This is a genomic window from Deltaproteobacteria bacterium (genome assembly GCA_016933965.1).
GTDB lineage: Bacteria > Desulfobacterota > Syntrophia > Syntrophales > UBA2210 > JAFGTS01.
In genome coordinates, this window is the sequence record JAFGTS010000023.1 from 39763 (window position 1) to 63773 (window position 24011).

General features: G+C 56.9%; 17 protein-coding genes. 15 read left to right on the forward strand and 2 right to left on the reverse strand.

From position 1 onward, the window contains the following. Positions 1–2: 2 nt before the first annotated feature. The 9 genes from JXO48_05635 (at position 3) to JXO48_05675 (ending at position 10951) form a co-directional block, all read left to right on the forward strand. Positions 3–1706 (forward strand): acyl--CoA ligase, encoded by a 1704-nt coding sequence (locus JXO48_05635; GenBank protein ID MBN2283352.1) that lies wholly within the window; start codon positions 3–5, stop codon positions 1704–1706. 104 nt (positions 1707–1810) lie between these two features. Next, positions 1811–2161 carry a hydrogenase maturation nickel metallochaperone HypA gene (gene hypA, locus JXO48_05640; GenBank protein MBN2283353.1) on the forward strand — a complete coding sequence of 117 codons (351 nt, stop codon included), beginning with the start codon at positions 1811–1813 and terminating at the stop codon, positions 2159–2161. Next, entirely contained in the window at positions 2161–2871 is a 711-nt protein-coding gene (hypB, locus tag JXO48_05645; GenBank protein MBN2283354.1) for a hydrogenase nickel incorporation protein HypB, read from the forward strand. The genes hypA and hypB overlap by 1 nt, the downstream gene beginning before the upstream one ends. Before the next feature lie 115 nt (positions 2872–2986). Continuing rightward, positions 2987–4069 carry a 4Fe-4S binding protein gene (locus tag JXO48_05650; GenBank protein MBN2283355.1) on the forward strand — a complete coding sequence of 361 codons (1083 nt, stop codon included), beginning with the start codon at positions 2987–2989 and terminating at the stop codon, positions 4067–4069. A 144-nt stretch (positions 4070–4213) separates the two neighbouring features. Next, on the forward strand, positions 4214–5419 hold the full coding sequence (locus JXO48_05655; GenBank protein MBN2283356.1) for an MFS transporter: 1206 nt from the start codon (positions 4214–4216) through the stop codon (positions 5417–5419). 183 nt (positions 5420–5602) lie between these two features. Continuing rightward, on the forward strand, positions 5603–6628 hold the full coding sequence (locus tag JXO48_05660) for a TAXI family TRAP transporter solute-binding subunit (GenBank protein ID MBN2283357.1): 1026 nt from the start codon (positions 5603–5605) through the stop codon (positions 6626–6628). Positions 6629–6693: 65 nt separating this feature from the next. Then, entirely contained in the window at positions 6694–7221 is a 528-nt protein-coding gene (locus tag JXO48_05665) for a DUF1850 domain-containing protein (GenBank protein MBN2283358.1), read from the forward strand. Further along, positions 7211–9931 (forward strand): TRAP transporter permease, encoded by a 2721-nt coding sequence (locus JXO48_05670; GenBank protein MBN2283359.1) that lies wholly within the window; start codon positions 7211–7213, stop codon positions 9929–9931. The genes JXO48_05665 and JXO48_05670 overlap by 11 nt, the downstream gene beginning before the upstream one ends. Positions 9932–9946: 15 nt before the next feature. Next, positions 9947–10951: a dihydrodipicolinate reductase gene (locus JXO48_05675; protein MBN2283360.1), complete on the forward strand. Its 1005-nt coding sequence runs from the start codon at positions 9947–9949 to the stop codon at positions 10949–10951. Between the two features lie 59 nt (positions 10952–11010). On the opposite strand, the gene JXO48_05680 is transcribed toward JXO48_05675, so the two are convergent. Beyond that, complete coding sequence (locus tag JXO48_05680; protein MBN2283361.1) at positions 11011–11778, reverse strand: hypothetical protein; 768 nt, start codon at positions 11776–11778, stop codon at positions 11011–11013. A 199-nt stretch (positions 11779–11977) separates the two neighbouring features. Continuing rightward, positions 11978–13123: an acyl-CoA/acyl-ACP dehydrogenase gene (locus JXO48_05685; protein ID MBN2283362.1), complete on the reverse strand. Its 1146-nt coding sequence runs from the start codon at positions 13121–13123 to the stop codon at positions 11978–11980. Positions 13124–13297: 174 nt separating this feature from the next. On the opposite strand from JXO48_05685, the gene JXO48_05690 reads away from it, so the two are divergent. The 6 genes from JXO48_05690 (at position 13298) to JXO48_05715 (ending at position 23954) form a co-directional block, all read left to right on the forward strand. Continuing rightward, positions 13298–14818 carry a carbohydrate kinase gene (locus JXO48_05690; protein ID MBN2283363.1) on the forward strand — a complete coding sequence of 507 codons (1521 nt, stop codon included), beginning with the start codon at positions 13298–13300 and terminating at the stop codon, positions 14816–14818. A 170-nt stretch (positions 14819–14988) separates the two neighbouring features. Then, on the forward strand, positions 14989–16302 hold the full coding sequence (locus tag JXO48_05695; GenBank protein MBN2283364.1) for a ribulose 1,5-bisphosphate carboxylase: 1314 nt from the start codon (positions 14989–14991) through the stop codon (positions 16300–16302). A 75-nt stretch (positions 16303–16377) separates the two neighbouring features. Then, positions 16378–17097, forward strand: a complete 720-nt coding sequence (locus tag JXO48_05700; protein ID MBN2283365.1) for a histidine phosphatase family protein — start codon at positions 16378–16380, stop codon at positions 17095–17097. 117 nt (positions 17098–17214) lie between these two features. Continuing rightward, a complete protein-coding gene (locus JXO48_05705; GenBank protein ID MBN2283366.1) occupies positions 17215–20133 on the forward strand; it encodes an insulinase family protein in 2919 nt (972 codons plus the stop codon). Positions 20134–20340: 207 nt separating this feature from the next. Further along, positions 20341–22935: a PAS domain S-box protein gene (locus JXO48_05710; GenBank protein ID MBN2283367.1), complete on the forward strand. Its 2595-nt coding sequence runs from the start codon at positions 20341–20343 to the stop codon at positions 22933–22935. Between the two features lie 74 nt (positions 22936–23009). After that, positions 23010–23954, forward strand: a complete 945-nt coding sequence (locus JXO48_05715) for an AEC family transporter (GenBank protein ID MBN2283368.1) — start codon at positions 23010–23012, stop codon at positions 23952–23954. The last annotated feature ends 57 nt before the right edge of the window (positions 23955–24011 follow it).

The following is a 24011-nucleotide window of genomic DNA, read 5'->3' on the forward strand; positions in this document are numbered from 1 at the left end:
GTATGGCACGTGAATATGTGAGACTCCCGTTGCTGAACTCCTATATAGAGCACTGGGCCCGCGAGACGCCTCATCGAGCGGCCATGATCCAGCACGAGGACGGAAGGTCCTTCACTTACAGCAAATTCCTCAAATTCATTGATTATTTCGCCCTGCGACTCCTCGACATGGGGATCGAAAAAGGTGATCGGGTTGCCACCCTTCTCGTCCTGATCCCCGAACATGTCATGCTCATGTATGCCTGTTTCAAGATCGGGGCCATTCTCGCGCCTCTCGATGTCCGTCTCAAGGATGATGAGGTGGTCCGCGACCTGAAGAAGATCCGTCCCAAGGCCTTTTTCTTCCTGGGGAATACGCCTGTCCGTGACTTCCGGGATGCCGGCAGGGCGGTGCGGGATGCCTGCCCGGATGTGAGACATCTTGTTCAGGTCACCCCTGACCCGAAACCGGGCGACATTATGGACGGTGCCTTCGGTATCACGGAAATGATGGATAAAAAACGGATCGTCTATCTGATGCTGAAAGAACTTCTGACACACCGTCTCCAGGTGGCCGCGCGTGAGATCACGCCGAAGACACCGGCCCTCATCATTTATACAACGGGAACCACCGGCGAGCCGAAACCGGCGCTTCTCAGCCATGAGAACATTATCGTTCAGAATGAGATACTGGCCCGGGGAGCGGAGATGGAAGATGATGCCCGGATACTGATCAACCTGCCGCCCAGCCATGTGGGCTGTGTTACGGAAGGGTTCATGACAACCATGTTCGTCGGCGGCACGGCGGTTCTTCTGAGAATATTCGATGTGAAGCATACCCTGGAGGCCATCGAAAAGCACCGGGTGAACGCTTTCGGCCAGATCCCCACCCAGTACCGGATGCTCTGGGCTCATCCCGATTATGAGCGCTATGACCTGAGCAGTCTGAAATTTGTTATCTATGCGGGTTCCGCCGTTGATGTCGGATTTTTGAAAAAACTGTCCTCCATGGCGCCCAAATTCGGTACCGGTATCGGTATGACGGAAAACGCGGGATTTGCGACTTTCACTCCCCAAGGGATCTCCATCGAGGAGATGGCGGGACAGGTGGGGCGTTCGTTCCCGGACCTGGCGGAAGTGTCGGTCCGCGCCCCCATGAACGTGGACGGGACTGCGGGGCTGGAACTGCCCGACGGAGAGATCGGAGAGATCTGCTATCATCCGCCCATCGTGTTCCCGGGGTACTACGATCAGCCGGAAGAAACGGCAAAGGTCATATCCCGCGAAGGGATCCTGTATACGGGGGACCTGGGCTATTTCAAGGATATGGGTTCCTACCGGGCCCTGTATCTTGCCGGGAGGCGAAAGTTCGTCATTAAACAAAAAGGGTACAATGTCTTCCCCGATGAGGTGGAAGCGTATATCGCGGAACTTGAAGGGGTCGATGCCGTTGAGGTCATCGGCATGGAGCACCGGTTGTTCGACGAGGGCATTTTTGCCTTTGTTCGGCCAAAGCCAGGGGCTCAACTATCTCCCGAGACGGTGATGGAGCATTGCTCCGGGATAGCCGCCTACAAGCGGCCACAGCATGTGGAGATATGGCAGCCGGGAGAAATGTTTCCCCTGACCCGCAGCACCAAGGTGGACAAACTGGAATTGAAGAAGATCGCCGAACCGGTCATTGAACAGTTGCGCCGGGAAGGGAAATGGGATGCCCGGGAACAATGAATCGGGACCATTGCCGGCCGCAGGTGCATACTGCATAAAAATGTAGATTTTCCGGCGTTCTTCTGATAACGTGTCGCAACAAATTACTGTATTTTCAATGAATAATGCATGAACTGCCGGTAACGGAAAGTATCCTGGACATCGTCCTGAAACACGGTGAAGCTCATAAGGTAAAGAAGATCGTCGGCGTCGGTCTGCGGATCGGTGAAATGAGCGATCTCGTTGACGAGTGGATCCAGAAATACTTCGACTACCTGAGCAAGGGGACGATCGCGGAAGGGGCAAAGCTCGACATTGAGAGGGCCCCCGTGAAATTCACCTGTAATGCCTGTGGTGCCACCTTTCAGGTGGATATACGGACGATACAAAAGGTGATATGCCCGGAATGCGGAGGGGAGAAGCATCGTCTCGTCTCGGGAAGAGAGTTTTTTATTAAAAATATCGCGGTGATATGATGGAAGAAGTACGGCTCATCGAGGTCAAGGAAGAGATCATGGCCGATAACACGGCCGCTGCGGACGAGTTGCGGGAGAGTCTTTCCCGAAAGGGGGTGTTCCTGCTGAACCTGATGTCTTCTCCGGGGGCGGGGAAAACGAGTCTTGTCGTGCGGACGATCCGGGCGCTGAAGGATACCTTCCGGATCGGTGTCATCGAGGGAGATATAGATTCGACGGTGGATGCCCAGACGGTCATGGCGGAAGGGGTGCCGGCGGTGCAGCTCAGAACGGGGGGGTTCTGCCACCTTGATGCCGCCATGGTCGGCAAGGCCCTGGATGCCATGCCGCTCGACGACCTCGACCTGATCATTATTGAGAATGTGGGAAACCTGGTCTGTCCGGCGGAGTTCGATACAGGCGCCCGGCTGAACGTCATGATCCTCAGCGTTCCCGAGGGTGATGACAAACCGCTGAAATACCCCCTGATGTTCACAATTTCCCAGGTACTCCTGGTGAACAAGATAGATTATCTCAAGTATGAAGAAGCATTCGACATTCGGGTGTTGCGCGAACGGGTGTTCAATCTGAATCCCACCATGGAGATATTTGAAATATCCTGTAAAACGGGAGAAGGGTTCGGTACGTGGATAAACTGGTTGGCGGAACGGATCACCCCGCCGGCCCTGTCTGCGGATGACGCGGCACCTTCACCGGGAGCGGCGGGATAGTTTTCACGTCTCTGCCACCGGGGTGTATGATTTTTGGTAACCGCCTCGAAAGAGATGCAATGCCGGGCAGCGGGTCGTCGACCGGTATTCCGATCCGGGCGGAAAGGGCGGAACAATGAGTGTATACGAGCGGCTTCAGATACTCCTTGATTCTCATCCTTCCAGTGCCCCCAAATCCAAGCATTTCGACGAGATCCTGAGGATCCTTTTCACTCCCGATGAGGCCGCGCTGGCCCTCTCCATGAACTTTTCGCCCCGGTCCACCGATTCCATTGCCGCTAAAGCGGAGATACCGTTGGATGAAGCGGAGGCGCTGCTTGAGTCGATGGCTGAAAAAGTGATTATCTTCAGTCGCGAGAAAGACGGGCGGAAAGAATACGGACTCATCCCCACCATTCCCGGCCTGTTCGAATTTCCTTTCATGCGGGGTGGCGGAACGGAAACCCTTGAGCGTCTCGGCGAACTCTGGCACGACTATCACCGTGAAGCCCTCGGAAAGGCCTTTGCCGGGAGCGCGACGCCGCTTGCCCGGGTCATTCCCGTCGAAAAGGCCCTGGATACGGAAATTCAGGTCCATCCCTATGAAGAGGTGGCGGTGCTTATCGAGAAGGCCGATTATATCGCTCTGGCCCAGTGCGCCTGCCGTGTCAGTGTCGGCAAATGCGATGCTCCAAGGGACACCTGCCTGATCTTCGGGGCACCGGCGCGGTTCCTTGTGGAAAAGGGATACGCCAGAAAGATCACCAGAGCGAAAGCCCTCAAGGTCCTCGATCGGTCCGAGCGGGCGGGGCTGGTCCATACCAGCAACAACAGCGCCGACCGGGCCGGTTTTATCTGTAACTGTTGTTCCTGCTGCTGCACCCTCCTTCGGGGACTGACGGAACTCGATCTCCCCAATGCCATCGGACGCAGCGGGTTCCAGGCGCTCGTTGACCCGGAAAAATGCAACGGCTGCGGTATCTGTTCCGACGAACGATGCCCGGTGGGCGCTGCGGTCATCGAAGAAGAGACGGCGCTGGTCGATGGTGAACGCTGCATCGGCTGCGGGCTTTGCGTGTCGACCTGCCCCACGGAGGCGATCAGTCTTGTGAGAAGAAGCAGGCAGCCCGATATTCCGGGGACGATGGAGGAAATGGGGATGGCAGTCCTCAGTGAGAAGGGAAAACTTGAAGCCTTCATGAACGTCATGAACACGTGAAAGGGTAACTGGTGACGGTTGTTCGGGTGTATGCCCGGGTAACTTTTCGTCCTGTCTCGACAATCAGGACCAATACGACCTCTGAGCCGCCTCGAAGAAGGCGGTTTCGAAACCTGGCTCCCCGTTCCATTGGAAATCCCTGTTATGGTTGAACAAAAAAGAGAGGCCGCGTCACCCGGCGGCGGTCCGGACCTGATCGCCGGGATCGCCGCCGCCGTTGCATGCCGCATCCTTCTGAACACGGCGCGCCGGTTCCTCTATCCCTTCGCACCTGTCCTGAGCCGGGGGTTGGGGGTCCCCCTTACGGCGATCACCTCCCTCATCGCCGTCAATCAGGCGACGGGGATCATGGGGCCTCTCTTCGGTCCCCTGGCTGATCGATGGGGCTATCGACGCATGCTCGTCGCCGGAATGGGGATCCTTGCGGTGGGAATGCTTGCGGGCGGGATCCTCCCCCTCTATGGTATCGTCGTGCTCTCATTGTTCATGGCGGGTCTCGGCAAGAACATTTTCGACCCCGCCATTCAGGCCTATGCGGGAACCCGGGTTCCCTTCCATCGCCGGGGAGCCGTTATCGGGATCATGGAAACGTCCTGGGCGGGAAGCACCCTGATCGGCATTCCCTTGATCGGGTTCCTCATGGAGGCGGAAGGATGGCGCTCTCCCTTTTTTGCCCTGGGGAGCCTGTCTCTGGTGGGCATGGTGCTGATCGCCCGGCTCATTCCCCGTGATCCCACCGGCCGCGGTCGATCCGGTCCACCTCTGACGGTGTGGCAGGCATGGCGAATGCTCGGCGGAGAACGAGCGGCCCTGGGACTTATGGGATTCGCCTTTTTCGTCAGCGCCGCCAATGATAATTTCTTTGTCGTTTACGGCGCCTGGCTTGAGAGCGCCTTCGGGCTGAGCATCGTGACCCTGGGGGTGACGGCCATGGTCATCGGTGTGGGGGAGCTGCTCGGTGAGGGCATCACGGCAACCCTGTCGGACCGGCTTGGCCTGAGACGATCCGCCACGATCGGGCTTGTCCTTTCGGGTATCAGCTATGGCGTCCTTCCCTCCATGGGAGGGACCCTGCCGATGGCGCTGGTCTCGCTTTTTGTTGTGTTCCTGACCGTTGAATTTGCCATCGTAACGGCCCTCTCTCTGTCCACGGAGGTCCTGCCCGGCGCCCGGGCCACCATGATGTCCGGATATGTGGGGGCCGCGGGTCTGGGGAGGATTTTCGGCGCCCTCTCTGGAGGGCCCGTCTGGCTCCTTGGCGGCATCGATGCCATCGCCGTTGTCTCGGTTGTTCTGACCGGGATGGCGCTCCTTTGTCTCCGGCTGGGATTGCGGGGATGGCCCCGCTGAAACGGCCGTGGGCCGTGGATGAAAAACAGGAATGACAAATTGTTCAGCAGTTACAAAGGCATTGACAATTTATCGGAAATATCTTAGTTTCAACCCTGCGACTGTGCGGGGCGTGATTCAACGGGTCGATTTGAAAACGCTGTCGGTGTTGAGAATATCTTCAAAAGAAAGGAGAGAAGAGGTATGGGAAAAAGGAGGTATGCAGTACTCATTATAGTGGCGATCGTAGCAATGTCGATGGTTTTTGCCGGTCCCTCCTTTGCGGCGAAGAAACAGTTCTTCGCCATTGTGACCGGTGGAACCGGTGGAACCTACTACCCGCTCGGGGGGGTCCTGGCCCAGGCATTGTCAAACAAGGTCCCTGATATCATCATTACCGCCCAGTCGGGAAATGCGTCCGTGGCGAACTGTAACCTGATACGGGAGCACCAGGTCGAATCCGCTTTCGTACAGAACAATGTCGCCTTTGCAGCCTTTACGGGAACAGCCCAGTTCGACGGGAACCCCGTCAAGAATCTCCGGGCGATCGCGTCGCTCTATCCTGAAACGATCCAGATCGTCGCCCGGGCCGACGCGGGCATAAAAGACATAATGGACATCAAGGGTACGAGGCTGGTGCCCGGTGACAGAGGAAGCGGCACGGAAGTCGACTGCCTGAACGTGCTCAAGGGTGTCGGGCTGGCCTATGAAGATTTCTCGAATGTCGACTGGCTCAGTTTCACCGGAGCATCGCAGCGTCTGAAAGACAAACAGGCCGACGTGGCGTTCATCACGGCCGGCTGGCCGACGGCAGCCATCACCGAGCTGGCCACGACGTCAGACATCGTTATGGTACCCCTGGATGATGCCACCATAGCGAAGCTGGTTAAGATGTTCCCCTTCTATGCCAAGGTTGTGATCCCGGCCGGAACGTACAAGGGTGTTGATGTCGACACGCCGGCAATTACAACCATGGCCCAGTGGGTTGTCGATGCGCAGGTGCCGGAATCCATCGTGTACGACCTGACCCGGGCCCTCTGGGAACCGGGGAAATTCGTGCTCCGCAAGGCCGGTACTGATGCCGCCGATGCACCGAGCGGCGCGGAACTGATGGCCGCCGCCCATGCCAAGGGCAAGGACGTTACACTGGCCACCGCTCTTGACGGTGTGGCAATTCCGCTGCACCCCGGAGCAATGAAGTATTACAAGGAAAAAGGCCTGATCAAGTAGCAGCGGGAAGCTCCATGCATACAGAGAAAACTGGGCACCGAGCCCTTCGGTGCCCAGTTTGTATCATGAAGGGGGTTGTCCTCCTTGTTCTTGTCGCCTTTGCCGCCGTCTCCTTCATACCCGTGTCCGTTCTTGAAATACGGGCGGAAAAAACGGGGAAAACGGTGTTTGCCCGGCTCGTATCTCCGGGAGACGCCGTCTGCGTGGGCTATACCCACTCCGTTGAGTTCTGCCCTGTTCGGGATTACTTTACGATAGACGAAGAACTTCGTTTTGTGCTCCGCGAAACGACCTTCTCTTCCTGCAATACGGGACTTCCCGTATCGCTGGCGGAAGGAGAAACCTTCCATGTCGAAGAGGGGTGCTTTCGCATCGCTCACATGAACAGGGTCGAACCCGCCCTTTCATTGTGGGTCGACGAAAAATACGGTAATACGCTTGAGATCGAAGGTGATCGCCCGATCGAACTTCCCGCCCTGGCGGGGAATGCCCTGTTGTCGATAGCGGTTAAAAAAATGTCACTTGCCGCCTATGCCCGCCTGCGGGCGGGAATCTATGTGTTTGCAAAAGGAATCGAGCGTTATGGATACTGAAAAAAAGGTGATGCCTCAACCGGACACAGACGACGAGATACAGCAGATAGCGAAATACGATCCTGAATTCCGCTTTCGCCAGCTCTCCGGTTTTGCCATGCGGCTTGCCTTTGTGATGACGCTGATCCTGTCCATATTTCATATCTATACCGCCGGATTCGGGGTCCTGCAGGAATGGCGGCACCGGGCCTTCCACCTCGCTTTCGTCCTTCCCCTGGTCTTCTTTTACTATTCGATCAGGAAGGAGGGGACGGATACGGGGAAACATCTCGTCTATGATATTCTGTACGGTATTTTCGGAAGTGCCCTCTTTGCGTCCATCTTTCGCGAGGTCCTGGATCTGAATCCCTTCACCACAACTCTCATGGGATGCCTGGTTTTTTTCTTCATATTCTATTTCAAGAGACGTGTCTTTCTGAAACACCATCTGTTCGTCTACCTGGATTTCGTTATTTTCACCGGCATGGGAGCTGCCCTTGTCTATGGTGGATACCTGTCGGCACACTTCATTCATTTCTCGGAGGTGTTCCGGGACCCGAATCCGACACTTCTCTTCTGGAGCGTTCTTCTCTTTGGTATCTTTGTGACCATCACCCTGCTTTTCTTCACGCAATGGGCACGGTCTTTCTATGCCATTATCCGACGGGGGAAATTACGGTATGATCCGGATCACCTGCCCTATTTCGATGCCGTCTATGCCCTGCTGGCCTGCGCCGTTTCACTCTACATATTTCTCGAGTTCAACAGTCTTGTTTTTCGTGCCGGACTCCCCCTTCCGACCGATCTGATCGTGGGGGGATTCGCCATACTCCTGGTGCTTGAGGGGGCGCGCCGCAGCATCGGTCCTCCCCTGCCGATCATTGCCATAATCGTTCTCATCAACTGTTATCTGGGGCCCTATTTTCTCGATGTTCCGGGACTTTCCTTTTTCGCCCACCGGGGATACTCAATTGACCGCATCATCGAACACATGTATCTCGGTACCGAGGGTATCTTCGGCATTCCCCTCGGCGTGGTCGCCACCTTCGTGTTTCACTTTGTCCTCTTCGGCATCTTCATATCAAAGACGGGACTGGGCCAGCTTTTTATCGATCTCGCCATGGCCCTCGCCGGCGGAACCGTCGGAGGGCCTGCCAAGGTTTCCGTCATCTCCAGTGGTTTTCTCGGTTCCATAAACGGAAGTTCGATCGCCAATACGGTCACGACGGGTGCCTTTACCATTCCCCTCATGAAGCGCGTCGGGTACGCCCCCCGCTTTGCCGGCGCCGTGGAAGCAGCGGCCTCCACGGGAGGACAGTTGATGCCGCCGATCATGGGAGCGGCCGCCTTCATCATGGCCGAGTTCCTGTCAATACCATATATCAAGATTGCCGCCGCCGCCATTATTCCCTCATTCCTGCATTTTTTCGCCGTTGGAACCATGGTGCATTTCGAGGCCCTGAAGCAGGGGTTGATGGGTCTTCCCAAGGAGGCCCTGCCGCGGGTCAGCGAGGTCCTGAAAGAACGGGGGCTCCTGGTCATGCCGCTCCTGGTGATCGTTTTTCTGCTTATTTCGGGGAGCAGTCCCTTCCTTGCCGCCTTCTGGGGCATTATCTATTCCGTTGCCGTCGGGCAGATCCATCGACGAACCGTGCCATTTCTGATCCCGGTCCTGCTGTCCGTCCCCTCCGTTCTTGTGCGCCTGGACCCCTTCCATTATTCACCGCTGGTCATGGTCATATGGGCGGGGCTCGGCCTTTCCGGGTTCCTGTATCTTTTCCGAAAAACAGACCTCATGACCTGGTTGCTGGGTGTGCTTGCGACGGCGCTCCTGAGCGTGCTGCTCCTGTGCGGGATCGAAGCGTCGCTCTGTGCCTTCTGGGCGAATATGGCGGTCATCGGCGCCGGTGTCTTTTACAGCGACAGCAGGATGAAAATTCCCGACATTCTCAACACATTGGAACTGGGAACAAAGAACGCCCTCGCCATCGGCGCGGCCTGTGCCTGCGTGGGGTTCATCGTCGGTGCGACCACCCTGACGGGGCTGGGATTGAAATTCGCCGCGGCCGTCATTGAACTTGCCCGCGGGGTGGCCATCTTTATCAACAGTATCGATATCCTGCATCTCATCACCCTTCAGGGGACGACCCTGTTCTTTACCCTCGTGTTCACGGCCATCTCCTGCTTTATCCTGGGTATGGGTATCCCCACGACGGCCCAGTACATCATCGCCTCGATGATCGCGGCACCGGCTCTTCTGGAATGGGGAATACACCCCCTCGTGTCCCACATGTTCGTTCTTTTTTACGCCGTTCTCGCCGACGTGACACCGCCGGTCGCCCTGGCGGCTTACGCGGCATCGGGTATCTCTGGTGGTGATCCGTTCCGGACCGGCTTTACGGCCTTCAGCCTTTCCCTGGCGAAGGTCTATGTACCGTTTGCCTTCGTCTACTCACCCATCATCCTGTGGCTTCCCCGCCTGCTCGATCCATCGGCACCCTTTGACTTCACGCACTTCGCATTTATCGTCGGTACGCTGGTTCTCGGTGTTATCGCCCTGGGCGCAACGATCATCGGGTATTTCAGGGATAAATCGACGAGACCGGAACGACTCATAACCGGTATCGCGACGATCTGCCTCTTTTCAAACGCACCCAACCTCAATATTGCCGGCTTCTGTATGCTTGCGCTCGTCTATCTCCTGCAGAGGCGCAGAAAGAAAAAGAACTAAAGGAGTACAGATACCATGAAAAACAGAAAGATACGGGTTATCCATTACGGCCTGGGACCCATCGGCATTGAAACGGCGCGGTATGTTCTGACGAAGGAATCCATGGAAATCGTCGGTGCCGTGGACATATCCAAGGACATGGTCGGCAGGGACCTGGCCGACCTGCTCGGTACCGGCGAGCCTTCGGGGGTCATCGTGACCGACAACGCGAGCAATCTGCTGTCACGGGTGCCGGCCGACGTGGTGATCCATACGGCCGGCTCACGGATCAAAAATATTTTTCCACAGCTCGTGGAAATCATTGAAACAGGAAAGAACATCGTTTCCTCTGCGGAAGAACTGCTCTTTCCCTCGGAAGAAAATGTCGGTCTTGCTGACCAGCTCAATGAAATGGCTACGAATCGCGGTGCAACGATCCTGGCGACGGGCGTGAACCCCGGTTTCGTCATGGACGCCCTTCCCCTTTTCATGACCGGGGCCTGTCAGGATGTTAAAATTATCCGCGTGGAGCGTATTGTGGACGCGGCAACCCGCCGCTATCCCCTGCAGAAGAAGGTCGGTGCGGGCATGACTCCGGAGGTCTTCCGGGCCAAGGTGCAGGAAAAGGCAATGGGTCATGTAGGGCTGACGGAATCACTGCGACTTGTCGCCTTTCACACGAACATGGAGCTTGATGAGATCAGGGAGACCATCGATCCCGTCATGACGGAAAAGGCCGTAAAGACCGATTATTTTGAATTGCAGCCCGGAGACATTGCGGGCATAAAAAATGTCGCCCTGGGCATGAGAGGCGGCGAAGCGGTGATCACTCTCGATCTGAGGATGTATATCGGGGCCGAGGACCCGCACGATGCCGTATATATCGACGGCACACCGCCGGTGAATCTCCATATCGACGGGGGTATCGCCGGCGACAAGGCCACGGCGGCCATACTGGTAAATTCCATACCGGCCGTTATCAATTCCCGTCCCGGACTCGTCACGGTGAAGGACCTTCCCAGTCCCCACTTTGAGCCATAGCATCGGCGGCTGAAAAAGCATCCCACCCGTTCCCGGCATGCGGATGAGCATGGCGGGAATCATGGAGGGGACGGAGAGGAATAGAATGTTTGCGAAGCCAGTTCTTCGTAAAGCCGGATACCGATGCTCAGCCCCAGGTCAATGAAATCAGGACCGTACTCCTTTCCCGTGGCCGTTCTGAAGGTGCCCCTGATCTTTTCTATTCCCTTCAATCCGGGAAGAAAGTGCTCCAGCAGTTTTTCCATGGGAATGTTCAGGGGAGTTACGATATCCCATATCATTTCGGTGAAATTATCGGGACCCCACCGGAATTTATCGGCGTCGTACAGGGCGCCGGACAGGAGCTGCGCGGCAGGTTCCTCGGGACGGCTGTAAGGCTGAAAGGCTTCGTGTTTTTCAATGGCGGCCGTTATGGCCTTCCGCTCCGATCCGGTGATATCGAAGTCTTTCAGAAGCCTGTCGGTTTCCTCCGCTCCCGCCTGGGCATGGGAAGGTTCCGATCGCTTGATGTCGTGAAAGAGACCCGACAGATGTGACAGGCAGAGGAGACGCTCGACGTTCACAGGTGGTGAAATGGCCGGGGCTTCGATGAGAATGATCGCCCCGGCGTCGACGGCGACTTTCCGCGCATGGGAGATGCCGTGTCCGTAAGACCCGATACGGTCAAGTACGATCTTCTCACCGGCCCTGACCAGGGGGTGCGTTTCAAAGGACCGCAGGGACCGTTCAACATCATCGGCTTTCTCCCGGTAAAAACGGGGGACATGGAGGGAGCGGGCGATATTTTCGGAGATCATTCGTGCCTGTGCGACCAGTTCTTCATTCATGATCCGGCGCCTTTTTGCAGTTACAAACTCGCAAGAGTGTCAGGGGTATAAAGGCTTCGCAACGAAGCCCCCGGGTTTTTGCAAAGTCGTCGATCTGCATGCATAAAAGCTTGCACAGGACACCCCGTTCGTCAATGGGAAATTTCCTGAAATGCTCAGCCGGGCCGGTCCCCGGGGTGAGCTCTTTCGAGAGAACCTGTCACGGGCTTTCCCGGTCGACCCCGGCAAGAACTGATTCACCGAGCTTCCGCCCTTTTGTTTCCGCCGCCCGCCCTGCGACAGCGAGAAGGGCGTTAAGGTCCTCCGCCATGTCCCGCAGTTCCGCGCTGTCCGAACGGGGAAACTCGTTCCTGAATGCTGCTATCCGTTCCTGGAACGTCCGGGCCGCCGTCCTGAAGAAAAGCGTGAGTGAGAGCCGTTCTCCGGCGTTCCTCCACCCGTCGAGCAGCCGCGCTGCCTCCCGCGCGAGGATCCTGAGGGAATCAATGTAATATCGCAATTCGCCGAGCGGTCCCTTCGCCCTGTCCATATCCGCCGCCTCTATTGCCAATACCCCCGCGAGGAGTTTCAATTGGTATTCCATGGCGCCCAGGACCGGCCCCATGGTGAGAATGTCTTCATACTCCCTGAGAGGAACGACCATGTCCTCGTAGGCGGTACCTGCAGGTCCCAGGACGGCGTCGGCGGTAACCGGGCAGTCATCGAGTATGATACCGCCGTGTGGTGACGGGCGCAGGAAGGGTAGATCAAGAGGGGGTGTCGGCGAGAGTCCCGGTGTTTCCCGGGGAACGAGGAATGCCGTGCATCGGTTTTTTCCGCCCTCCACGGCTGTGACGGCGATGATGATGAAAAGATCGGCGATGGGCCCGTTCGTCAGGTAGGTTTTCTCACCGGTTATTACGAAGCCTTCTTTATGCCGTCGAGCCTTCGTTTTCAGATGTTTCGGGTGTGCGCCGGTTCCCGGTTCCGAGACCGCCAGACAGGCCGTGGCGCCGCCCCGGGCGAGGCCGGGGAGTAGCAGTTCCTTCTTCCCCTCGTCGGCAACGCGGGCGATGATGCTCCCCGCCGTTATCTGATGTATCAGCCAGGATACGGCGATCCCGAGATTGTGTCCCTCCCGGACCAGGGCTTCCCCGGCACGCGAAACAGCCTGCAAGGAACCTCCCATGCCCCCGAATCGCTCCGGGACCGAGAGACCGAGAAGACCCTCTTCGCCCATCGCCTTCCAGACAGAGAAGGGGAACTCCACACTCCCGCGGAGGTCCCTGTCGGCGATGTACGCGGCGGCGAACCGTGAAAACATCTTCTCCATATCGTGAGACCGGTCGCTGGGCCTGTCGTTCATCGTCCCTCCTTGTGTCATTCAGTTCCAGTGAATGGTCCGACGACCGCTATGTGCCACAGTTGTTCCCGTTTGTCAAAGCCTGTCGATCGCGATTTCCCATGAGTCGTTTCATCGTTGCATGACGGGGCGATGAGTGGTACTCTCTTCGGCACACGCATAAAAGGAGGAAATACCATGAACGTGACGGGAAGGGGCACCGGTTCGTGTATCGCCGTCCTTGATGTGGGAAAGACCAATCAGAAACTGCTGATCTATGACGATTCGCTTACTGTTATCGACTCAAGCTACGAAACCTTTCAGGATCATGATGTTGACGGCATCCAGTGCGAGGGTGTGACCGCCATTGCCGACTGGTTTCAGGAAACCCTCGGCGTGATGGGCCGGCGGCATGACATCGGGGCGATATCGGTCACGTCGCACGGAGGAGCATTCGTGTGTCTTGATGAAGAGGGTAACATAACACTGCCGGTCGTGTCATATACCTACGATCCCGGTGAAGAGTTCCACAGGAGGTTTTTGCACGTCTGCGGAGACGCCCGCACACTGCAACGCGAGACGGCGACGCCCGATTATCCCGGACTAGGCTGCCTCGGAAAGGGGATATACTTCGCTAAGGAGCATTTCAAGGAAGAATTTCAAAAGACCAGAGCCATCCTGAACCTGCCCCAGTATTTCGGCTATGTGCTGACGGGGGAAAAGGCCGTTGAACATACCTATCTGGGATGTACCACCTTCCTCTGGAATTTCGATGCCATGGAGTGGTCTCCCGTGGTTGATGCCCTGGGGATCAGGGATGTCCTGCCCGCGAGGATCGCGCGTCCCTGGGATGTGCTGGGAAGGCTGAGCCCCGCCGTGGCCCGGAAAACGGGTCTCAGCGAGAATGTCCGGGTGACCGTGGGAATTCACGATTCAAACTCGGCGCTCCTACCCTATCTGATCACCAAGAAGGATCGTCCCTTTGTTCTCAATTCAACGGGGACCTTCTGCGTCGAGATGCATCCGGCGGAGCGGGTGTACTTCAGCGATGAAGAACTAGGGAAATTTGTCTTTTACAATCTGGATGCCTTCTCACATCCCGTCAAGACGGCCCTCTTTCTGGGCGGCATGGAATTCGACATTTATACGGGGATCCTGGCCGGCGTTCATGGCGGCACGCCCTTCCCGGCTTTCCGTGAGGACCTCTACCGCGGTGTTCTGTCGGACCGGAAGCTCTTTATCATTCCCGGCGGGGTGACGGGGGGCGGCATGTTCCCTGACTCGGAGGCCCGCATCATCGAGAACGACATCGTCCATACCTTTGACGAGGTGATCGCGGGCGTGAAACAGCCGGCCTTCTTCGGGGATTTCGAACAGGCCTACGCGGTTCTCAACATTTCGATCGCTATTGAGACGCAGGTCGCCATGGAGCGGGTGGGACTGACGGAGGGGATGGAGATCTTCATCGAAGGAGGGTTCAGAAAGAACGATTCCTATCTGGCGCTGCTCTCGGCCATGAATCCCCGGTCGAGATTGTTTCTGACGAACCTTGACGAGGCGACGTCCTTCGGCGCCGCGATCCTGGGCAAATGCGCCCTGGAGAACACGTCGCCCGATGCCCTGGGCCACCTCTTTGAAATAGAGACCCAGGAAATCGCGTGGCGGGAACTTCCGGAGATCGATGCCTATCGGGAGGCCTTTCTCGGTTTTACCGGGTAGCTGATGGATCGTGATTCGTGATCCGGGATTTGAAAGTAACAGATCCGCATTTTCTCAGGTGTTGAAGCCGAACTGTTAAGCCTGTCAGAAAAGTTCGGGGCAGGCGTAACAGAGATTTATAAGAAGAGACCGAAAAGATAGAACAAAAACAGGAATAAAGGAGGACATCAATGATAGGGGATTATGAAAGCGAGCCGCGGGCCCTTCCCGAAGGCATCGACATGGAGAACCACGTCATCGCCACCTACTACTCGGCGTGGCCGGCAGACTGGAACCTTGACCAGATGGCACCCATACTGTCAATCGAGCAGTCCACGGGGACCTTTGAACCGATGCCCGGTGAGACGCCGGAGCTGCGAAGAAATCACCTGGCCAAGGTGATTGGCGTCTATGAGGCTCCCTATTACGAGCACAGCATAGAACCGGAAATTACCGAACGGCAGTACATAATCCAGATAGCCTTTCCGGCGGTCAACATCGAGAATCAGCTTCCCATGCTGATGACGACCTGCGTGGGGAACATCAGTCTCGCGAAAAAACTGAAGCTGCTGGAACTGAGAATACCAAAGGTCATCCTTGACGGATACCAGGGACCGAAATTCGGCATAGAGGGCGTGTACGAACTTCTGAACGTCGAGCTCGGCTCCAGGCCCCTGCTGAACAACATGATAAAGCCCTGCACGGGATATTCCGTGGAGGTCGGTGCGGAACTGTTCTACCAGGCGGCCCTGGGCGGCGCCGATGTCATCAAGGATGACGAGCTGATCGCGGACATGGCGTTCAATCATGCCGTCGACCGGGTCACGGCATACATGGAAAAGGAACGGAAGGTCTTCGAGGAAACGGGCGAGCACACGCTCTATGCCGTCAATGTGACGGGGCGGCTTCCGCACATGCTGGAAACGGCAAAGCGCGTCATCGAGGCCGGCGGGAACTGTCTCATGGTGAATTACATTGCCGTGGGGCCGGAAGCGATGCGGGCGCTGGCGGAAGATCCCGACATCAACGTTCCCATCCTGGCCCACCAGGATGTGGCGGGCGCCTACTTCATGTCGCCCTTTAACGGGGTTTCTTCGCCGATCATGATGGGAAAGATACCGCGCCTCGCCGGGGCGGATATCATCGCCTTTCCCTTTGCTCTCGGCGGCAAGGCGACCTACCTTCACGAACGCTATTCGACGGTCGCGCGCTGTCTCACCTATCCCTTCGGCGCCCTCAAGCCGACCATGCCCATGCCCGGCGGCGGCCTGACCCCGGCAAACGTGCCCGAAGCGGTGCGGGAGCACGGGATCAATTTCATTATCGGGGCCGGCGGGGGTATTCACGGTCATCCGCAGGGACCGGTCGCGGGCGCGCGGGCCTTCCGGCAGGCGATCGACGCCGTCATGAAGGGGATCCCTGTTGAGGAATATGCGAGTGATCATGAAGAATTGTCCGTCGCCCTGGGGAAGTGGCCGAAGTTCACCATTTTCAAAACGGAGTAAGGTGAAGGATCACGTTGATCGAACAAACCGAGCGCCGCGTTTCGGTACGGGCGGCGAGTGCAGTGGAGGAAGCGGGTGAGCACGGTTCATTTTGTCCGTCACGGCCAGGGAACGCTTGACGGGGGCCGGTACGACCGCCTGTCGGAGCTTGGGGCCCGACAGGCGGAAATGCTGGGAAAATTCTGGGCGGCGCGGAAGGTGCCGCTTGATCATGTCTATTCGGGTACCCAGGATCGGCACCGCCAGACGGCATCGATCGTGGCGGACCATTATCGCAGGGCCGGGCTGGTGTTTCCTCCGGTCATGTCCGATGAGCGGTTCAATGAGATCGATTCCCTCAATATCCTGGAAGAACTCATACCGCTCCTCGCGAAGGAAAACGGGCGTTTCACCGAGCTGATGGAACGGACCAGGAAGGCCCTGCAGGTGAACGCCGCCGATAAGATACTCCTCTTCGACCGGCTGATGAAAATGGTCATGAACGCCTGGATGGAGGGAACCTGTGCCTCTTACGGGGGCATGTCCTGGGAAGAATATCGCTCGCGGGTGCTCGATACGCACCGGGACCTGGTACGCTGCGGTGATGGATCGCGCGTTGCCGTCTTCACATCGGGCAACCCCATCGGCATCTATATCGGAAAGGCCCTCGAGCTGACCGACGCGAAGATGCTCCAGGTGGTCCATACCCTTTTCAATACGAACGTCACGTCCTTTGTTCTTCGGGATTCAACCGTCACCCTCACGACCATGAATGACGTCTCCCACCTCGACAAGGAATTGGTCACCCAGAAATAGGGACGGTCCGGCCGCCCGTCAGGGTGTGCAGCGGCGCGATGCTTCCTCGGAAATGGTCATTGAAGATGCTTCACAAATCGAGTATGAAGATCAAAATCACTTTCACGGGGGCCGGTCATGACGGAGACACAGGGGTTCGAACTTCTCAAGGAACGTGATATTCCCGAGATCGGGACACGGGCACGCCATTACCGGCATACGAAGACCGGCGCCGAGGTGTTGTCCCTGGAGAACGATGACGAAAACAAGGTCTTCGGCATCACCTTCAGGACTCCTCCGTCCGATTCAACGGGCGTGGCCCACATCCTTGAACATTCCGTCCTGTGCGGTTCCCGGAAATATCCCGTCAAGGAACCATTCGTTGAGATCCTGAAAGGTTCCCTTCAAACCTTTCTGAATGCCTTCACGTATCCGGACAAGACCTGTTACCCCGTGGCCAGTCAGAACATCCGGGACTTTTACAACCTGATCGACGTCTATCTCGACGCCGTGTTCTACCCCCGCATCGAGCCCCATGTGTTCAAGCAGGAAGGCTGGCACTATGATCTGGAAGAAAAAGACCTGCCGCTTCAATTCAAAGGGGTGGTGTTCAATGAGATGAAAGGCGCGTATTCTTCGCCGGAACGGTTGCTGGGAGAGTATTCCCAGCAGTCCCTCTTTCCCGATACCCCCTACGGACTGGATTCAGGTGGCGATCCCTCACGAATTCCCGAACTTACCTTTGATGCCTTTCAGGACTTTCACCGGCGGTTCTATCACCCGTCGAACGCCCTGATCTTTTTTCATGGTGATGACGATCCCGAAGAACGCCTGCGACTGGTGAATAAATACCTGAAGGATTTTGAAAAGAGCGAGACGGATTCATCGATCGCCGTTCAACGTGACTTCGGTGCACCACGGAAAATGGAGCGCTCCTATGCATCGGGACCGGATGAGACCGGAAGGAATCGGGGCATGGTGACCGTCAACTGGCTGCTGACGGAAACGCCGGACCTGGAAATGAACATGGCCCTTCATATCCTCTCGTACATCCTTCTGGGGACCCCCGGTTCACCCCTGCGCAAGGCGCTGATCGACTCAGGCCTGGGTGAGGACCTTGCCGGAGGCGGCCTTGAGGATGAGTTGCAGCAGCTCTATTTTTCGATCGGACTGAAGGGGATCGACCCCGGCAGGGCCATCGAGGTCGAGAAGCTCATTCTCGATACGTTGGCGTCCCTGGTTCGGAACGGGATCGAACCGGATGCGGTTGAAGCCGCCATCAATACGACGGAATTCACCCTGCGCGAGAACAATACGGGAAGCCATCCCCGCGGCCTCATCCTGATGCTCAGGTCGCTGACGACCTGGCTTCACGGGGCCGACCCGATCGCGCCCCTGGCCTTTGAGACGCCCCTTGAAGCGATCAAAAACGGGATTTCGAGGGAACGGGGGTTCTTTGAGCGTATCCTGTCCCGCTGGTTCATTGATAACAACCATCGGACCACGGTTATCCTGCGGCCCGATCCCGATCTGGAAGAACGGGAGAGCCGGCGCGAACGGGAGGTGCTGGCGGGAGCGAAGGAGCGATTATCAGCGGTCGACGTTGACAGGCTCGTAAAGGACACGAAGGAGCTGAAGAACATCCAGGCCACGCCGGACACACCGGAAGCGTTGTCCACCATTCCCATGCTGCGCCTTTCGGACCTGGAGCTGAGGAACAAGGTAATACCACTGGAAATATCCGACCGGCAAGGCATTCCTCTTCTGTACCATGATCTTTCCACCGGCGGGATCCTCTATCTCGATATTGGATTTTCGCTCCGCGCGCTGCCGGAAGCATACCTGCCCTTCGTTCCCCTTTTCAGCAGGGCCTTGTTCGAGATGGGGACCGAGAAGGAGGATTTTGTGCAGCTTTCCCGGCGGATCGATCGAAAGACCGGCGGCATCTACGCATCGTCACTTACCTCGCCGGTTCGAAATTCACCGGAAACGGAGTCCCGCCTGTTCATCAGGGGAAAAGCCGTATGTGAGCGTGTCGACGATATGCTCGATATTGTCAGGGATGTTCTTTTTTCGATCAAACTGGATGACCGGGACCGGTTCAGGCAGATGGTGCTCGAAGAAAAGGCCCGCCAGGAACATGCCGTCGTCCCGGCGGGTCATCAGTTCGTGGGGATACGGCTGCACTCGCACTTCGGAACGGCCGGATGGGTGGGGGAGCAGATGGCCGGGATCAGCTATCTCTCCTTTCTCCGTGATCTTGCCGGGCGTGTTGAGACGGACTGGCCTTCAATCCTGGCCGTGCTCACCGATATGCTTCACCTCAGCGTGAACCGGGCAGGCATGATAGTGAACGCGACCGTTGACGGTAAGGAGTGGACCCGCCTGGAGCCGTCACTGGCCCGTTTCATGAAAGATATGCCGGACAGGGACCTTCCGGCGGCGTCCTGGGTCCCGCAACCCCCCGATCCCTTCGAGGCGATGGTCGTCCCCTCGCAGATCAACTATGTAGGAAAAGGATACAATCTCTATTCCCTCGGGTACAAGTATCACGGGTCCGTGGGCGTCATCACCCGGTATCTGAGAAATTCCTGGCTCTGGGACATGGTGCGCGTTCAGGGAGGGGCCTATGGCGCTTTCTGTACCTTCGACCGGCTCTCCGGCGACCTTCTGTTCCTTTCCTACCGGGACCCGAACGTGAAAAAGACCATTGATGCCTTTGATGGGGCTGCCGGATATCTGCGGGACCTGCACCTGTCCGACGGAGAGTTGACAAAAGGCATCATCGGGACCATCGGTAATATCGATACCTACTTGTTTCCCGATGCGAAAGGATACACGTCGATGGTGCGCCACCTGGTAGGAAGTACCGAGGAAGAGCGCCAGCGGACGCGGGAAGAGGTGCTCTCCACCACTGCGTCCGATTTCAGGACCTTTGCCGACGTTCTTGAGCAGGTGGCAGCGGCGGGGCTCGTCAAGGTCCTCGGTTCAAAGGAAGCCCTGCAGAAAGGGGCGGAGGAAAGCGGGATCCCCTTTCATATAATCTCAGTTCTGTGATCCGACGGTTCCCGTCCTCGCGCACTGCTTCCGGCGAAACGGGACCCAGCATCCAATGAGTTTCCCCTTGTAAAAGCAGTGAAAATCAGGTAACGGGCAGTTCGGGCTCACGATTACGGGAACATCACCGGTGTTGTGTTACCATGCGGAGCAGAGGCGATCCGGAAGGAAGAACAGCGCAGTCCGTGGTGATCATAATATATTGATATGATAGACGAAAACAAGACAAAGAAAGAACTCGTTCAGGAAATACAGGAACTCCGCCGCCGCGAGGAGCGATACCGGTCCATCCTTGAGGATATCGAAGAGGGGTGCTTTGAGCTCGATCTCGCCGGCACCTTTACCTTTGTCAATGACGCCATGTGCCGGGTGGCGGGTTACTCCCGGGAAGAGTTGGTAGGCATGAACAACCGGGAGTATGCCTCGGTCGATGCCGCACAAAAGATGTTCGAGGTGTTCAATGAAATTTACCGGACCGGCAAACCGGGATATCTCGATGAGTTCGAGGTCACTACACGGGACGGTTCAAGGAGGTTCGGCGAGCTGTACGCATCTCTGATGCTTGATGCCAAAGGAAATCCCGTTGGATTCCGAGGGGTTGCCCGGGATATTACGGAGCGGAAAAAGACCGAGGATGTGGCGCTGCGCCGGCAGCGCAGTCTCGAGGCGATCCTCTCGTCATCTCCGGACGCGATCATCACCCTTGATGAGAACCATCACGTCACCGAGTGGAATCCGGGGGCACAGCGGATATTCGGCTACACGGCGGATGAAGCCCGGGGGCGTAACCTGGATGACCTGGTCACAAGCCCCGACTCCGCCGAAGACGCTCGCCGGTATACGAACCTCGTCATCGGTGGTGATTCCATGAAACCCACCGAGGTGATCCGGCACCGGAAAGACGGGAGGCCCGTCCATGTCATTGCCGCCGGGTCGCCAATCATCATCGAGGGGCGCTTGGTCGGTATCGTGGCGTTCTACACGGATATAACGGGACGAATAGAGGCCGAAGAGGCCTTGCGAGAAAGCGAGGAACGGTTCCGCTCCATTGTGGAGCACTCCCATGACGGCATCTTCATCGTGAACGACCGGTATCAGTTCATCTATGTGAACGACCAGTTCTGCCGGATACTGGGATATGCCTGTGATGAGATACGCGGCCGGGATTTCCGCGAATATCTGACACGGGAGAGCCGTGATATCGTCATCGAGCGGTATCTCAAGAGACGACGTGGTGAAGATGTCCCGCCCCGTTACGAATTCACCATCGTGCGCAAGGATGGACAGACACGGGTCATTCAGATCAGTCTGTCCCTCGTTACGGGGCAGGGCGCGAACACGCGGACGATCGGGCAGATCCTTGACATTACGGAGCAACGGGAGGCTGAGAATGCCCTGCGAAGAAGCGAGGAGAAGTACCGGACCATCCTTGCCAGCATAGAGGACTGCTACTTCGAGGTCGACCTTGCCGGCCGGTTTATCTTCCTGAACGATGCCGTTGAGAAAATTTCGGGAATTCCGGCGGGTGCTCTCATCGGTCTGAGCAACCTGGACTATACCTCCCCCGAAACGGCGAAGAAGATGTACCGTATCTTCAATGAGATGTACGAAACGGGAGAGCCGGCGAAGATAAACGATTATGAGATCATACGCCCTGACGGTACCACACGGTTCACGGAGCTGACGGCGTCGCTCATGAGAGATGAGAAGGGAACCCCTATTGGTTTTCGCGGTATCGCCCGGGACGTGACGGACCGGAAAAGGGCCGAAGAAGAGATCAGGCGAAGCGAGGAAAAGTACCGGACGATCCTTGAGAGCATGCAGGAAGGATATTTTGAGGTCGACCTGGCGGGAAACATCACCTTCTGTAACGATTCGGCCTGCAATATCATAGGATATCCCCGTGAAGAGTTCATAGGCATGAATAATCGCGAATATGCCACGCCGGAAACGGCAAAGAGGATATTTGATCTCTTCAGTGAAATGTATCACACGGGTAATGCGATCGATATCACCGACTATGAGATACTGCGAAAGGACGGTACACCGCGGATACTTGAAATGTCCTCCGCCGTGATACGGGATCTTCAGGGAGAACCGGTCGGTTTCCGTGGTGTGGTCCGCGATATGACGGACCGGAAGCGGGCCGAGGAACAGATACGCCGGTCGCTGAAGGAAAAGGATGTCATGCTTCAGGAAATTCACCACCGGGTGAAGAATAATCTGCAGATCGTGTCAAGCATGCTGAGTCTCCAATCGAACTACATCTCGGACCCTGAATCACTGAGGCTTTTCAGGGACAGTGAGAACCGCGTACGATCGATGGCGCTGATCCATGAAAAGCTTTATCGCTCCGCCGACCTGGGACACATAGAATTCGGCGATTACATAGAAAGCCTCACGGATCGCCTCTACATGATATACAATGCCGATCCGTCCCGGATCGGATTGATCTATGATATTGAAAAGGGGGTCTTTTTCGGCATAGAGACGGCGATCCCCTGCGCTCTGATCGTGAATGAGCTGGTATCCAATGCGCTGAAGCATGCCTTTCCGGAGGACCGGAAGGGCCAGGTCGTCATAGATCTCCATTCCAAAGGGGAGGGGGCCTTCGCGCTGACGGTGAAGGATGACGGTGTGGGCATGCCGCCTCATGTCACGTTCAATGCCATAGAAACGCTGGGCATGCAGTTGGTCAGCGACCTGGTATATCAACTCGGCGGTTCCGTCGAGATCGACCGGACCGGGGGGACCACCGTCGTCGTCAGGTTCCAGGAAATGCAGTACCGGAAGAGGCTCTGAGGGCGATACGCTCCTTCGCGGGTGAGGCCGTCTTTCCTGATCCATGCAGGGCGGCGGCAGGAAAAGGAAAACCGGTGGAAATCGTCATTACCACGTTCGAATCCGTCGCTGTCCTCCTGGGAATCGGCATCCTGGGATTCAGCATCGTCGTCAGGCGCATCCTGCCCGAGGATGCCCTGGGAGTCCTTACTACCGTTGCCATCGATATCGCGCTCCCCTGCCTCATTTTCGCCAATATTATCTTGAATTTTCAGCCCGCCGGCATGCCGGGGTGGTATTTCCTTCCGCTCTGGTGGGTCGGGTTCACCCTGCTGGCCGGTATCCTGTCGGGCCTTTGCTCATTGTTTTCACGGCCCGAAACGCGCAGCGAATTCGCGGCGACCCTCTTCTACCAGAACGCCATCTTTTTCCCCCTGGCCGTTCTTACGGGCATGTTCGGGAACTCCTCCACCCAGGTGGTGTCCCTGTTTCTCTTCACCATGTTCAGCCCGTCATTTTTTTTCAGCACCTATCAGTTCTTTTTCGGCGGTGCGGGCCGTGCCGTGGACTGGAAAAAAGTTTTCAATATCATCCTGATCGTAACCGTGGCGGCCACGGCCCTGTCCGTTGCCGGAGCACAGGGAGTGATCCCCGGTTTTCTCGTGCGGTCCTTCCTTATGGTAGGCGCTATGGCGATACCTCTGCTCATGATAATTCTGGGAGGCAACATCTATGTCGATTACCGGAACAAAGGGTCGCTGTACCCCGGCGAGGTGGTGAAATTCGTCATTATGAAAAATTTCCTGTTTCCCCTGGTCATGCTGGGGGTGCTTCTGATTGTCCGTCCCGCCCATGATGTGGCCCTCATTCTCCTTCTGGAGAGCGCCGTTCCTCCCATTACGGCCATGCCCATCGTCGTCGAACGGGCCGGAGGAAACAGGAACATCGTGAATCAGTTCATGTTCGCCAGTTTCATTACGGCCCTTGTATCGATACCGGTGATGGTCCTGCTCTTCGAGTATTTTTTTGCAAGCCCCTGAGTGCCGGGAGTGCCGCTGCGAGGGGTTCCCCCGGCGGGTGGTCACACAAATATCTAT